Origin of the sequence: Paenibacillus sp. FSL W7-1287 (assembly GCF_038004245.1) — a bacterium.
Taxonomy (GTDB): Bacteria; Bacillota; Bacilli; order Paenibacillales; family Paenibacillaceae; genus Pristimantibacillus; species Pristimantibacillus camelliae.
Genome location: NZ_JBBORD010000001.1, coordinates 970,001 through 983,750 on the forward strand (window position 1 = coordinate 970,001; position 13,750 = coordinate 983,750).

At 44.1% G+C, this 13,750-nt stretch carries 13 protein-coding genes, 6 tRNA genes and 1 rRNA gene (1 of these 20 only partly in view); 19 read left to right on the forward strand and 1 reads right to left on the reverse strand.

The features are described from left to right. From NSQ99_RS04455 to NSQ99_RS04485, 7 genes are all read left to right on the forward strand, one after another. A 23S ribosomal RNA gene (locus tag NSQ99_RS04455) occupies positions 1–762 on the forward strand (it extends 2,168 nt beyond the left edge of the window). Positions 763–900: 138 nt separating this feature from the next. Beyond that, positions 901–977: transfer RNA gene (locus tag NSQ99_RS04460), tRNA-Met, on the forward strand. 3 nt (positions 978–980) lie between these two features. After that, positions 981–1,056: transfer RNA gene (locus tag NSQ99_RS04465), tRNA-Val, on the forward strand. An 8-nt stretch (positions 1,057–1,064) separates the two neighbouring features. Then, positions 1,065–1,141, forward strand: a tRNA-Asp gene (locus NSQ99_RS04470). Positions 1,142–1,167: 26 nt separating this feature from the next. Continuing rightward, positions 1,168–1,243 (forward strand) — tRNA-Phe (locus NSQ99_RS04475). A gap of 12 nt (positions 1,244–1,255) precedes the next feature. After that, a tRNA-Tyr gene (locus NSQ99_RS04480) sits at positions 1,256–1,340 on the forward strand. Between the two features lie 11 nt (positions 1,341–1,351). Then, positions 1,352–1,427, forward strand: a tRNA-Lys gene (locus NSQ99_RS04485). A 130-nt stretch (positions 1,428–1,557) separates the two neighbouring features. On the opposite strand, the gene ssuE is transcribed toward NSQ99_RS04485, so the two are convergent. Further along, positions 1,558–2,097: an NADPH-dependent FMN reductase gene (gene ssuE / locus NSQ99_RS04490; RefSeq protein ID WP_340835327.1), complete on the reverse strand. Its 540-nt coding sequence runs from the start codon at positions 2,095–2,097 to the stop codon at positions 1,558–1,560. A gap of 394 nt (positions 2,098–2,491) precedes the next feature. Here ssuE and NSQ99_RS04495 point away from each other — a divergent pair, with 394 nt between their 5' ends. From NSQ99_RS04495 to hisH, 12 genes are all read left to right on the forward strand, one after another. Next, positions 2,492–3,613, forward strand: a complete 1,122-nt coding sequence (locus NSQ99_RS04495; RefSeq protein ID WP_340835328.1) for a PucR family transcriptional regulator — start codon at positions 2,492–2,494, stop codon at positions 3,611–3,613. A gap of 88 nt (positions 3,614–3,701) precedes the next feature. Further along, positions 3,702–4,823 (forward strand): ABC transporter ATP-binding protein, encoded by a 1,122-nt coding sequence (locus tag NSQ99_RS04500; protein WP_340835331.1) that lies wholly within the window; start codon positions 3,702–3,704, stop codon positions 4,821–4,823. A 151-nt stretch (positions 4,824–4,974) separates the two neighbouring features. Further along, positions 4,975–5,913, forward strand: a complete 939-nt coding sequence (hprK, locus tag NSQ99_RS04505; protein ID WP_251671083.1) for an HPr(Ser) kinase/phosphatase — start codon at positions 4,975–4,977, stop codon at positions 5,911–5,913. 56 nt (positions 5,914–5,969) lie between these two features. After that, the gene (locus NSQ99_RS04510; RefSeq protein WP_340835332.1) at positions 5,970–6,452 is read left to right on the forward strand and encodes a DinB family protein; all 483 of its coding nucleotides are present in this window, start codon (positions 5,970–5,972) and stop codon (positions 6,450–6,452) included. 140 nt (positions 6,453–6,592) lie between these two features. Continuing rightward, entirely contained in the window at positions 6,593–7,753 is a 1,161-nt protein-coding gene (lgt, locus tag NSQ99_RS04515; protein ID WP_340838727.1) for a prolipoprotein diacylglyceryl transferase, read from the forward strand. Between the two features lie 22 nt (positions 7,754–7,775). After that, positions 7,776–8,429, forward strand: a complete 654-nt coding sequence (ppaX, locus tag NSQ99_RS04520) for a pyrophosphatase PpaX (RefSeq protein ID WP_251671079.1) — start codon at positions 7,776–7,778, stop codon at positions 8,427–8,429. A 2-nt stretch (positions 8,430–8,431) separates the two neighbouring features. Further along, positions 8,432–8,917, forward strand: coding sequence for an acyltransferase (locus NSQ99_RS04525; RefSeq protein WP_251671076.1), 486 nt, complete (start codon positions 8,432–8,434; stop codon positions 8,915–8,917). A gap of 195 nt (positions 8,918–9,112) precedes the next feature. Beyond that, positions 9,113–10,327 carry an ATP phosphoribosyltransferase regulatory subunit gene (locus NSQ99_RS04530; protein WP_340835337.1) on the forward strand — a complete coding sequence of 405 codons (1,215 nt, stop codon included), beginning with the start codon at positions 9,113–9,115 and terminating at the stop codon, positions 10,325–10,327. Then, positions 10,324–10,968 carry an ATP phosphoribosyltransferase gene (hisG, locus tag NSQ99_RS04535; protein ID WP_340835340.1) on the forward strand — a complete coding sequence of 215 codons (645 nt, stop codon included), beginning with the start codon at positions 10,324–10,326 and terminating at the stop codon, positions 10,966–10,968. The genes NSQ99_RS04530 and hisG overlap by 4 nt, the downstream gene beginning before the upstream one ends. Positions 10,969–10,992: 24 nt before the next feature. After that, on the forward strand, positions 10,993–12,276 hold the full coding sequence (hisD, locus tag NSQ99_RS04540) for a histidinol dehydrogenase (protein ID WP_340838729.1): 1,284 nt from the start codon (positions 10,993–10,995) through the stop codon (positions 12,274–12,276). A gap of 187 nt (positions 12,277–12,463) precedes the next feature. Then, entirely contained in the window at positions 12,464–13,063 is a 600-nt protein-coding gene (hisB, locus tag NSQ99_RS04545) for an imidazoleglycerol-phosphate dehydratase HisB (RefSeq protein WP_251671071.1), read from the forward strand. Between the two features lie 32 nt (positions 13,064–13,095). Then, positions 13,096–13,713 carry an imidazole glycerol phosphate synthase subunit HisH gene (hisH, locus tag NSQ99_RS04550; protein WP_340835346.1) on the forward strand — a complete coding sequence of 206 codons (618 nt, stop codon included), beginning with the start codon at positions 13,096–13,098 and terminating at the stop codon, positions 13,711–13,713. The last annotated feature ends 37 nt before the right edge of the window (positions 13,714–13,750 follow it).

The following is a 13,750-nucleotide window of genomic DNA, read 5'->3' on the forward strand; positions in this document are numbered from 1 at the left end:
ATGAAGCATGTGCGCCAGCATGTGTGGAGGCGCCGTTGGGATACCACCCTGATCGTATCGGAGTTCTAACCTGTCACCATGAATCTGGTGAAGGGACCGTGTCAGGCGGGCAGTTTGACTGGGGCGGTCGCCTCCTAAAAAGTAACGGAGGCGCCCAAAGGTTCCCTCAGAATGGTTGGAAATCATTCGAAGAGTGTAAAGGCATAAGGGAGCTTGACTGCGAGACCTACAAGTCGAGCAGGGACGAAAGTCGGGCTTAGTGATCCGGTGGTACCGCATGGAAGGGCCATCGCTCAACGGATAAAAGCTACCCTGGGGATAACAGGCTTATCTCCCCCAAGAGTCCACATCGACGGGGAGGTTTGGCACCTCGATGTCGGCTCATCGCATCCTGGGGCTGAAGTAGGTCCCAAGGGTTGGGCTGTTCGCCCATTAAAGCGGTACGCGAGCTGGGTTCAGAACGTCGTGAGACAGTTCGGTCCCTATCTGTCGCGGGCGTAGGAAATTTGAGAGGAGCTGTCCTTAGTACGAGAGGACCGGGATGGACGTACCGCTGGTGTACCAGTTGTTTCGCCAGAAGCATAGCTGGGTAGCCAAGTACGGAAGGGATAAGCGCTGAAAGCATCTAAGCGTGAAGCCCCCCTCAAGATGAGATTTCCCAATTAGTAAGACCCCTTGAAGACGACGAGGTTGATAGGCTGGGGGTGGAAGTGCAGCAATGCATGGAGCTGACCAGTACTAATCGGTCGAGGGCTTATCCTAAATGATTTACTTTGGAGATTCAGAACTTTCATATCCAGTTTTCAAGGTTCAAACCTTGAAAAGCTCAATGAAATTATTGAGCAAAAGTAGTTGACAAGTCCATAAGAATTGAGTAAGATGGACAAGTCAAAAAAATGTGGCGGTGTAGCTCAGCTGGCTAGAGCGTACGGTTCATACCCGTGAGGTCGGGGGTTCGATCCCCTTCGCCGCTACCATATGGAGGATTAGCTCAGCTGGGAGAGCATCTGCCTTACAAGCAGAGGGTCGGCGGTTCGATCCCGTCATCCTCCACCATTTAATACGGAGCTGTGGTGTAGAGGCCTAACATGCCTGCCTGTCACGCAGGAGACCGCGAGTTCGAATCTCGTCAGCTCCGCCATTTTTTCTTATAGGAAGTATAGATGTGGCTCGGTAGCTCAGTCGGTAGAGCAGAGGACTGAAAATCCTCGTGTCGGCGGTTCGATTCCGTCCCGAGCCACCATTCAATCCATGTGGAGGCTTAGTGAAGTGGCTAAACACGGCAGACTGTAAATCTGCTCTCTACGAGTTCGGTGGTTCGAATCCATCAGCCTCCACCATTTCCTAATAAGAGCCATTAGCTCAGTTGGTAGAGCACCTGACTTTTAATCAGGGTGTCGAAGGTTCGAGTCCTTCATGGCTCACCAGTTTTTACAAATGATCGAGAGGGATTCCTCTCTTTTTTTGTTTTAAAGTAAAATGATCGTCTAATAAAAACAGCTGCTATAAGAGAAGATAAACGTATCTATTCTTATAGCAGCTTGTATGTTGAATAAATTATTTTAAGTACTCAATGAGTTCATCTGCAATGCCTTGCAGACGAGCTTTAATACTCTCCTCGATCGTAAATCGATATTGACCATCTTTATCCTGTTCACGTGTAATGCTGTCGTCAGTAGCGTATACCGTTTTTGTAAAATGAGTTGCACCCATTGAAGCAAGCACTGGTTTAAGTGCATAGTCTACGACAAGCATATGAGCCATGGATCCAGCGATGAATACGGGAGCAATGAGCTTCTTTTCAAAGCCTTTTTGCGGTAGCAGATCAATATAAGCTTTTAGTACTCCAGTATACGATGCTTTATATACCGGACTAGCGATAACAACAGCATCTGCTGCAGCAATAAGCTCATTAGCCGCTAGTATAGTTGGGCTGTTAAAGTTTGCATACACAAGATCCTCGGGTGGCAAGTCCACGACCTCAATAATAGCCGTGTTTAATCCAGCTTCGGCAAGAGTTTTCCGTACAAAATTGACCATGCCATTCAAGCGTGAACTAACACTGGGACTCCCTGATAATATAACAACTTTGGACATTACAAAAGCTCCTCCAATCCAATATATATATGTATTTATCATTAACATGCATGAATATGCAACAAGCGTAACATGAAGCTGAAAGTGCGTCAAGAAAGCCCAAGCTACTCTAAAATCGCAGAGGCACATAAGGTATTAAAGAACACGAAAAGCACTAAAAGCACTAAAAGCACTAAAAGCACTAAAAGCACTAAAAGCACTAAAAGCACTAAAACATCTAGCCTCTACCCTAGGTTACTACTGACTATAACTCAACTTTAAGAGCAGCTGGCATAGGTCCGACAAACGCATAAAGCCTAATATCAGTGAATAAGCCTGTTACTGATGCTCATGATAATAAAAATATTATGATACAATAGTAGTATACAAACAGAGAAATAGGAGTGTGCCGCTTATGAGTTCCAATGATCTGCAGAAGCAGCTCGAATATATACTTAATTGCTCTGTCATCACGAGCAATCGTAGTCTTGAGGATATGTACAAATTTATGGGTCCTTCATTTGAAAATGCTACAATTGAAAAGGGACAATACATAGAAGGAGATCAAGATATATGGTTAATTAAAGAGCTGCATGCCGATTATTGTGAGGTCCTAGAGTTCATACAGCGGAAGCTAAGCTCAACGGAGATGCAACTGATCGCTATGCTTATATTCAATAGACCGAACCTAAATATTGAGCATCAATATGCAGGAATGTCTAAGCAGGAAAAGCAAGCAACGAAGCTTGGAGAATGGCTTCAAAGTCAAATTGCACAAGGAACGAAGACAGGCTATATTCCTGATCACTTAGTATTAGCGAATACATTATATAATGAAATGCTTCCTATACTGCTTGTTGCAGATGGCTCAAGTCAATATAAAGGAAGCTACGCTGAGCTAGACAAGCTGCTTCGTTCCTTCTTATCTGAGGATGCCTTACTTATTCCCTTAGGTCATGATGAATGGCTCATATGGGGACCAGTAACGCTGCTAAAGGATGAGGAAGGCAGTGAATTAGAGCATGAAGAGGATGAAACGCTAGAAGACATTTTAACGAATATTGTCCATGCTCTGCACGATATGCTAGCGTCAGAGTGGCTAGGGGAGAGTCAGCTGGCTATTACTTATCCTGCAGCTCCTGCTAAGCTCATGATTGAGACCGTGACGACACTACGTGACTCCATACATATTGGACGTAAATTCCATCCGAGCAGCAACATACATCTACCATGGAATTTGCGCTTGGAATCACTTCTATATGCAATTCCAGAGCCTCAGCGTCAAAAGTATTTGGAGCAATCGCTAAAGCGAGCAGAGCTTTTTGTTGAACCTGAAATGCTTGCGACCCTTGATACATTTTTTAGCTTGGATTGCAACGTAAGTGAAACAGCGAAAAAGCTGTATATTCACCGAAATACGCTGCTGTATCGTCTAGACAAGCTGAAACAGGAAACAGGGCTTGATGTAAGACTGTTCCGGGATGCGGTTTTAGTAAAGATTATATTGTTATTGTACAAAGTTACGAAAACGCATTAATTTTTTTGTAAGGTATGTGCATAGTCATCAAGTGGGACTTAGGATAAGATAGGTCTATAAGAAAATTTCACTTTAGGGGGAAATACACATGGCAGGCGTACGTTTAGAAGGCATTTATAAAAGATACCCAGGAAGCGACAGAGCTTCTGTAACGGATGTAAATCTTGACATCAAAGATAAAGAGTTCTTGGTACTAGTTGGTCCATCTGGTTGCGGTAAATCCACAACACTTCGTATGATCGCTGGTCTTGAAGAAATTTCTGAAGGTAAACTTTACATCGGTGATCGTTTAGTGAACGACGTAGCTCCAAAAGATCGCGATATCGCGATGGTATTCCAATCCTATGCATTGTACCCGCATATGAACGTTTATCAAAACATGGCGTTCGGTCTTAAACTTCGTAAATTCAAAAAAGCTGATATCGACAAACGCGTTCGTGAAGCAGCTAAAATTCTTGATATTGAACATTTGCTAGATCGTAAGCCTAAGGCTCTATCTGGTGGTCAGCGTCAGCGTGTTGCACTTGGTCGTGCGATCGTTCGTGAGCCTCAAGTATTCCTAATGGATGAGCCGCTTTCCAACTTGGATGCTAAACTTCGTGGTCAGATGCGCGCGGAGATCTCTAAATTGACTAAACGTCTAGAGACTACAACAATCTACGTAACGCATGACCAAATCGAGGCAATGACAATGGGTGACCGTATCGTTGTTATGAAAGACGGTTTCATTCAACAAACAGCTTCTCCAGAAGAACTGTACAACCACCCAGTTAACATCTTCGTTGCTGGTTTCATCGGTTCTCCATCGATGAACTTCATCAGCGGTACGCTTTCTGAGCAAGCTGGCGAAGTACACTTCAAAGCTACTGGCGTAGATGTAGTTGTACCAGAAGGTAAAGCAGCAGTTCTACGTTCTAAAGGCCATATTGGTAAAGAAGTTGTTCTAGGCATTCGTCCTGAGGATCTTCATGAAGAGCCAGTATTCCTTGAAGCTTCACCAAAAACAATTGTAACTGCGAACATCGAGGTTGCTGAGAACCTTGGTCACGAAATGTACCTATACCTTAACGGAATCGGTACAGAGTCTGTAATCGCTCGTGTAGACGGTCGTTCTACTCTTCGTGATGGTGCAACAGTTAAGCTTGCAATCGACATGAACAAAGCTCATTTGTTCGACAAAGAAACTGAGCTTAACATTTTCGAGAACTAATTTATCATTCATATGTTAGTAAGGCCTCACTGCAGTGATCTGCGGTGGGGCTTTATTTTTTTGAATAGCTAAAACGTTGCGTTTCGTTTCTTTTTACTATACGATGGAAATAGTAACATCGCTGTACTTGTTTTCTAAGGAGGATGCATGTATGCCGAAAAAAGTAAAGGTGGCAGATTTAGTTAGACATTTCCAGCTTGAAATTTTATCTGGTGAAGATGGACAAAAAAGATTGATTACGGTAGATGATCTATATCGACCAGGATTGGAAATGGCAGGCTATTTCCACTATCATCCGAGCGAGCGTATTCAACTACTAGGGCGTACGGAGATATCCTTTATCAATATGCTTACAAGTGAAGAGCGCAGAGAACGGATGCGTAAAATATGTTCTGATGAAACGCCGTGTATTATTATTACCCGGGGACTAGAACCACCAGCAGAATTGATTGAGAACTCTAACGAATTAAATATTCCTGTTCTACGTAGTTCGATTGCAACAACGATTCTCTCTAGCCGCATAACAGACTTCCTCGAAAACCAACTCGCTCCAACAGCAACAATCCATGGTGTATTAGTTGACGTTTACGGGGTAGGGATGCTTATTACAGGCGGAAGTGGTATCGGTAAAAGTGAAACAGCTCTTGAGCTAGTAAAACGCGGACACCGATTAATCGCTGACGATGCAGTCGAAATTCGTCAAACAGCAGATGGCAAGCTAACGGGTACTGCACCAGAGCTTATTCGTCACCTGCTGGAGATTAGAGGACTCGGTATTATTAACGTTATGACATTGTTTGGTGCTGGGGCAGTACGAACGCAAAAACGTATAGGACTTGTTATTCGTCTTGAAAACTGGCAACAAGACAAGCAGTATGATCGACTCGGACTTGATGAAGAGACCACGCAAATTATCGAAACCAATGTCCCACTTGTTACGATTCCGGTTCGACCTGGGCGAAATTTAGCTGTTATCATTGAAGTGGCAGCGATGAATTTCAGGTTGAAGCGTATGGGCTACAATGCAGCATTACAGTTTACGAACAAGCTTACAGAAACGATTGCAGACGATATGGAAGATTATGATTAAAAGCTGTATGTACAAAAAGCAATATCATATATAAATAGAAAGAAGGCGAGAGCGCAATGTATCGTGTAGTTGAAGATTTTTTACAAGATTGGCATGAGAATGCAGGAGGAACCTTATCTGTATTTAAGGCAATGACTAACGACAAATTAGATTTTAGTATTGTTGAAGGACATAATTCATTGGGCTGGCTAGCATGGCATTTGACTGGCGCTGCAGGATCAATTGCAAAGCATGTCATCGGTCTTGATGTACCTTGTCCGAAAAGAGATGAGCCTGTTCCATCCAGTGTAGTGGAAATCACACACCGCTATGAAATTATCGCTAATGCGATTCTTAAGGAAGCAGAGAAGTTAACTGAAGAGGATCTGCTGACTGAGGTTCAAGGCTTCACAGGGCCAACGACAAAAGGCAAGATGCTAGCAAAGCTTATTGGGCATCAAACCCATCATCGTGGTCAAATGACGGTATTGCTACGTCAAGCAGGGCTTAACGTACCGCCAGTAGAAGGTCCTACGAAAGAAATGATGGGGCAGCGTTAAAAGTTAATAACTACATAATCACCTCCAAGTCGAAAGCAAAGCAGGATTGACGTCTTGGAGGTGAATTTGTTATGACCACCTCTAACTATGCTATAATACGTTTGTTATTATTGGCAGATGTAACTGATAAGGAAGGGTGAATATTATTGATTAATCCCGTGATATTTGAGATTGGCTCTTTATCCATTAGATGGTATGGAGTCATACTTGCCTTGGGAGCGGTAGCAGGACTGCTGCTAGCTATTCAGGAGGGTAAGCGTTTTGGCATTAAATCTGATTTCTTTATGGATTTATTGTTGATCGGAGCGCCAACTGCTATTATTTTTGCTCGTATTTACTACGTTGCCTTTCAATGGGACTACTATAAAGACAATCTAGGCGATATTATTAAAATTTGGAACGGCGGTATTGCTATCTATGGTGCAATTATTGGTGCCTTAGTGTGCGGATACTTTTTCAGTCGGGCAAAAGGCTATCGCTTTTGGAGAATTGCAGATATATGTGCTCCATCGTTATTAATTGGTCAGATGATCGGCCGCTGGGGTAATTTTGTTAACCAAGAGGCTTATGGTGGACCAGTTGAAGAGTCATTTTTAAGAGAAACATTACATATCCCGAGCTTTATTGTTGATCATATGTTTATTAATGGAACCTATGTTCATCCGACCTTCTTATATGAATCGATATGGAGTCTCGTTGGCTTGATTATATTATTCATTATTCGCAGACAACGATTCCTGCGCGAAGGTGAACTTCTGGCTGTTTATATTGGTTGGTATTCTATTGGTCGTTTCTATATCGAAGCATTGCGGACGGATTCACTAGCATTCTCCGGACCACAGTGGCTTGTTGATCTAGTAAATGGCTTGTGGTCTCCGATGACTGCAGTGTTTGAGCTTGGTTATTTAGATCCGGCGTATGGCAACGTTCGCAGCTCACAGCTGCTTGCATTGCTGCTTGTTATAGCGGTTATCGTCTTTATCATCGTTCGTCGTACAGCAGGCTTCGCCAAAGCTCGCTATGTTGATCCGATTGTTAATACGAAGCAGCAAGCAGAAGCAGAGCATGCTACCGAAAAAAATGCTATGAATCATAAAATTGCTAACAATAAGAAAAATAATAAAGATCAATCAGGAGCCGTTGTTGGAGATTCCTCGCATGCATCGGCAAATCAATCGAAAGAGAAGACAAACTCAAATACAGAAACAACAGACGACCAGCAATCCTCTGCAGACAGCAGCAGCGGACATAGCAGCGGTGGAGACAGCGGCGGATCTGATGGTGGTGGAGGCGGCGACTAGACCGCACGGATAGGAGGCAGCTATGAGAGCTTACGATACAGTACTATTTGATTTGGATGGAACGATACTAGATACGAATGAGTTAATTATTGCTTCATTTTTGCATGCACTCAAGGGAACGGTTGACGAAGGCTTTAACCGCGAGCATATTATTCCTTCGATGGGAGCGCCATTAGAGGATCAGATGAGACGATTCTCAGGATTAGAGAAAGTCGATCATCTTATTGAAGCTTATCGAGAGGTAAATCTTCGATTACATGATGAATATGTAAAGCTTTTTGACCAAGTTGAGGATGTGCTGGCAATATTGCATCGTGAGAACATTAAATTGGGTGTGGTCACTACAAAAATGAGACTGACAACCGATAAAGGTCTTGCCTTTACCGATATTGCGAAATACATGGACGTCGTTATTACGATTGATGATGTTGAGAACGCTAAGCCTCATCCAGAGCCTGTACTTAAAGCGATTGAAGCGCTTGGCGCAGACCCTGCTCGTACGATAATGGTTGGTGACAGCACAATGGATATTGAATCAGGTGTTCAGGCAGGTGTTACAACGGTAGGTGTTGCATGGTCTCTTAAAGGAGGCCAGGTGCTTCGCGACGTAGGCGCACATTATGTTATCCAAACGATGAATGAGCTAGTTGATATTGTAGGATTGGAGCGTCGTTAACCTTGCGGAAAATAACTCGCTATCCAACAAAGGGGCCCAATGCATTATGGCAAGTTTACTCTACCGTTAGCCCATGGAAAGCTGTTCGTAATTTTATATGTATTCAGCTAGCCAGATATTGTCCGATTCTCCCTATGAAAAATTGGATTTATCGGAAAATGCTAGGGATGAAGGTAGGCAAGACGACGTCATTCGCCCTCATGGTGATGGTTGATGTGTTTTTTCCAGAGAAAATAACGGTAGGGGATAATAGCATTATTGGCTATAATACGACGATCCTAACGCACGAGTACTTAATTCACGAATATCGACTAGGAGAAGTAAACATTGGCTCCAATGTGATGATAGGGGCGAACTGTACGATTCTTCCGGGTATTACAATTGGCGATCATGCCGTTGTAGCTGCTGGCTCTGTCGTACATAAAGATGTAGCTCCATACAGCTTCGTTGGCGGTAATCCAATGCAGGTCATTCGTGAGGGGAAATAAGCAACGTTATAGGCATGAAGCTGGTAAAGCCGGCTTCATGCCTTATTCAGTTGGAGACATAGCTGCATACGTGGCATTTGCTTGCTCGTTACTTGACGAAGCCGCATGCAACATGCTAAGATATCAAAAACCTTTATTTTGTTAGCATGGTAATAAGTTAACGCTTTAATATAATAAAGAACTGAGGAGAACGGTATGCCTAAACCAAAAGTATTTGAAAAACCAATTGGCTTTAGAGATTATTTGCCTGATGTTGTCAAGAAGCTGCGTGCTATTGAGCACCGCGTTTTAGGATGTATGGAGAGCTGGGGCTATGAGCAAATCATGACTCCTACAATGGAGTTTTACGATACGGTAGGTGTAGCAAGTGCTACCTCGGATGCCAAGCTGTTTAAGCTACTAAATAATCGTGGGACGACGATGGTTCTGCGCTCGGATATGACTGCTCCAATTGCGCGAGTCGTCTCTTCCCTGCTTAAGGATCAAGCAATGCCGCTGCGCCTTTCGTATCACGCGAATGTTTTTCGCTCGATTGAAGAGGAGGCTGGCCGTGAGGCTGAGTTTTATCAGACAGGCGTTGAGCTGGTAGGTGATGGCTCTGCAGAAGCTGATGCTGAGGTTATCGCTCTAGCGATTGCTTCATTAAAGGCTGCGGGCATTGAACGCTTTAAGATTGCAATTGGGCATGTTGGCTTTTTGAACGGCTTACTCGAGGATGCACTGCAGGGGCGTCCAGAGGATCAAGCTGCACTTAAAGAGATGCTGCTTAGCCGCAACTATGTCGGCTATAAGGATTTACTCAATAAGCTTAATTTATCATCTGAGATTAGCAAAGAGCTGGCAGACCTCCTTCGTCTAAGAGGCGGAGAAGAAACATGCGAGCGTGCGCTGCGTGTAAGCAGCAACGAGACTGCTCGTGCTGCAATTGAGCATTTGTGCCAAGTATGGGCCGTGCTTAAAGCTTATGATGTGACGGAGCATGTATTGATTGATCTAACGATGATCGGTGATTTTTCTTATTATACAGGTATGACCTTTGAGGGATATGCAGCGGATCTAGGTTTTCCAGTTGTTAGTGGTGGACGCTATGATACATTACTTGATGGATTTGGTCATCCTGCACCTGCTACAGGCTTTGCTATTAAAACGACGCGCATTCTAGAGCTGCTTGATTTGGAGCGAAACGAAGAGGTGCTTCCGACGATCATTGTCTATGATGAATATAGTCGCAGCGAAGCGATTCAACGTGCCCAGGCTATGCGCCAAGCAGGTCAGGCTGTAATAACGAGCAAGCTAAGCGGTGCTCAGGAGCTGTCCTCGATTGTAAAAAATGGACGTACAACAAGCTATGAGGGAAGATTATATGCTGATGTGATCGCCTTTACTGAGAAGGGAGCAGGTGCCAAATGAGCGGAAATGAACAGCAAGTATTGAAGGTAGCGATGCCAAAGGGCCGTATATACAAGCAAGCCTCGGACTTATTCCGTAAGGCAGGCCTTCCAATTCCTACAGAATATGATGACACGCGTAAGCTTATTATTGAGCTGCCAGATGCTAAGATGGAATTTATTATGGCGAAGCCAGTCGATGTTCCGACTTATGTAGAGTACGGTGTCACTGATATTGGCATAGTAGGTAAAGATGTGCTGATGGAAGAGAATAAGGATGTATATGAGCTGCTTGATCTTGGTATAGCGAGATGCCGAATGAGTGTCATTGCACTTCCAGACTGGAAGCCGACAATACATCCACGTGTAGCAACGAAATATCCTAATGTTGCTTCAGCTTATTTTCGTGAGCTTGGACAGCAGGTGGAGGTTATTAAGTTGAACGGCTCCATTGAGCTTGCTCCAATGATTGGGCTTGCAGATCGAATTGTCGATATGGTCGAAACAGGCCAGACGCTTCGAGAAAATGGACTCGTTGAACAAACTGAAATATTTGGCATTACAAGTCGTTTAATTGCGAATCGTGTAAGCTATCGAATGAAAAATGAACGGATTCAAAGCCTGTGTGATCTGCTGCAACAAACGCTTGCCTCACGCAGCTAGAGAGGATGTAGAATCGATATGAGTATGAAATTGTTAAAGCCGGAGCAGTTTGGCTTGAAACGTGAAGTGGAATACGGTACGCCTGAGCAAAATGCAGACGCTCAAAAAATTGTAGCTGATGTAAAAACAAAAGGTGACGAAGCATTGCTGCAATATACGGAAAAGCTGGATGGTGTAAAGCTGTCGGCAGATCAGCTCCGCGTAACAGAGGAGGAAATCCAAGCAGCCTATAGTCAGGTGGATCAAGCTTTTCTAGAGGCAATCCGTGAAGCAGCGATCAACATTCGTCGCTTTCATGAGAAGCAGCTTCGCAATTCATGGATGGATCTATCACCAGACGGAACGATGCTAGGTCAATTGATTCGTCCACTAAAGCGTGTTGGCGTATATGTACCAGGAGGCAAGGCAGCTTATCCTTCCTCTGTTCTTATGAATGTTATCCCTGCACAGGTAGCGGGTGTGCCAGAAATCGTCATGGTGACGCCTCCTGCGACAGGTGGTAAGGCTGGTATTGATCCATACATTCTTGTAGCAGCAGCAGAAGCTGGTGTGAAGGAGCTGTATCGTGTAGGAGGCGCACAAGCGATAGCTGCGCTTGCCTATGGTACGGAATCGATTGCACCCGTTGATAAAATATGTGGACCAGGTAATATTTACGTGGCGCTTGCTAAGCGTTCGGTGTATGGCGTAGTCGATATTGACAGCATTGCGGGTCCAAGCGAAATTGTTGTGCTTGCGGATGACACTGCTGATCCAGCATATATCGCCGCAGACCTTCTATCACAGGCTGAGCATGATGAGATGGCTTCAGCAATTCTTGTAACATCGTCGGAGAAGCTGGCGAATGCGGTTATTGCTGAGGTTGATACACAGCTAGCTAGCTTGCCGCGTGCAGGCATCGCCGCAGCATCGATTGAGCAATATGGGGCTGTGCTGTTAACTGAAAATATGGAGGAAGGCCTCAGCGTTGTCAATCAGCTTGCTCCTGAGCATTTAGAAATTATTACTGAGGATCCAATGTCTCTGTTAAGCTATATTGAGAATGCAGGTGCAATCTTTATTGGTCCTTATAGCTCTGAGCCAGTTGGTGATTACTTTGCAGGGCCGAATCATATTATTCCGACAAATGGCACCGCGAGATTCTCTTCGCCTGTCAATGTTGATGACTTTATTAAAAAATCAAGCATCATTCGTTATAGTAAGCAGGCATTGCTTGAAAATGGACATAAAATTATGACGCTCGCACGTCACGAGGGACTTGAAGGGCATGCTCGCGCTATCGAGGTGCGTTTGAGTAAGGAAGTATAAATATGCAGTCTATAGCTAGCTTGAAGCTGTCTCAGCTTTAAGCTGGCTGTTGCTATGAAAGCAGAAGCTATAATACTAGAAGCAGCTTCAAGCTCTAGTCCAATAGCAGAAAGCTCGAAGTAAAAGAGGCATTCTGCACCGCGAGTGAATTTCAAAACCATATGCAAAGAAGAGGATGGAGATAAAGATGACGGATATGAATAAACGTGAAGCTTCAATTGTTCGTACAACGAAGGAAACAGATATTAAGCTGAACTTGGCTGTTGACGGTACGGGAGATGCACAGATCGAAACCGATGTGCCTTTCTTGAACCATATGCTCGATGCGTTTACGAAGCATGGACATTTTAATTTATCGGTTAATGCAAAGGGCGATATCGAAATTGACGACCATCATACGGTTGAGGATATTGGTATTTGTCTTGGTCAAGCCTTGCTGCAGTCTCTAGGAGATAAAGCAGGCATTAAACGTACCGCAAGCGTATTTGTACCAATGGATGAAGCATTGGCTCAGGTCATTGTTGATATTAGTAATCGTCCACACTTTGAATATCGTGCGGAATATCCATCCTCCGTTGTAGGCAGCTTTGCGGTTGATCTTGTACACGAATTTTTATGGAAATTCGCATTAGAGTCTCGGATTACCTTACATGTTATTGTTCACTACGGCTCGAATACGCATCATATGATTGAAGCCGTGTTTAAGGCGCTAGGTCGTGCACTGGATGAAGCGACAAGCATAGACCCTCGTGTTCAAGGTGTTCCTTCTACTAAAGGTGTTCTTTAAGCTGAATTTGGGGAAAGAGAAGGGGGTTTTATATGATCGCGATTATTGATTATGGAATGGGTAATTTACACTCGGTAAGCAAGGCAATAGAACGACTAGGCTATGAGGTAATTACAACCGACCAACCTGATCAAATTCTGTCTGCCGATGCTGTCATATTACCGGGCGTTGGTGCATTTGGTGATGCGATGCATAATCTTAACGAAACAGGCTTAGGCGACGTAGCTAAGCAGTATGCCGCTTCAGGGAAGCCGATGCTTGGTATTTGTCTAGGTATGCAGCTGCTATTCGAGCAGAGTGAGGAATATGGCTTGCACCAAGGTCTTGGTCTGCTGCAGGGCAAAGTGGTGAAATTTCAAGGGGATTTCAAGATCCCGCACATGGGCTGGAATAAGCTAACGTTCTTACAGTCATCTCCGTTATTCAGCTCTCTGGAGGAAGGTCATGTGTACTTTGTTCATTCTTATCATGCGCTCGTTGACAATAAGCAGAATCTTCTAGCGACAGGTGACTACTATGGTCCTGTGACGGCAATTGTAGCTAATGAAAATGTGTATGGTATGCAGTTTCACCCTGAAAAAAGTGGAGAGCTAGGCATGGAGCTGCTTCGAAACTTTTTAGCATTGTCAGCACGCAGCTTACCTGTTTAGTGTGCAGGAGAGGCTGCTTAGATATAGCAGTATGAGC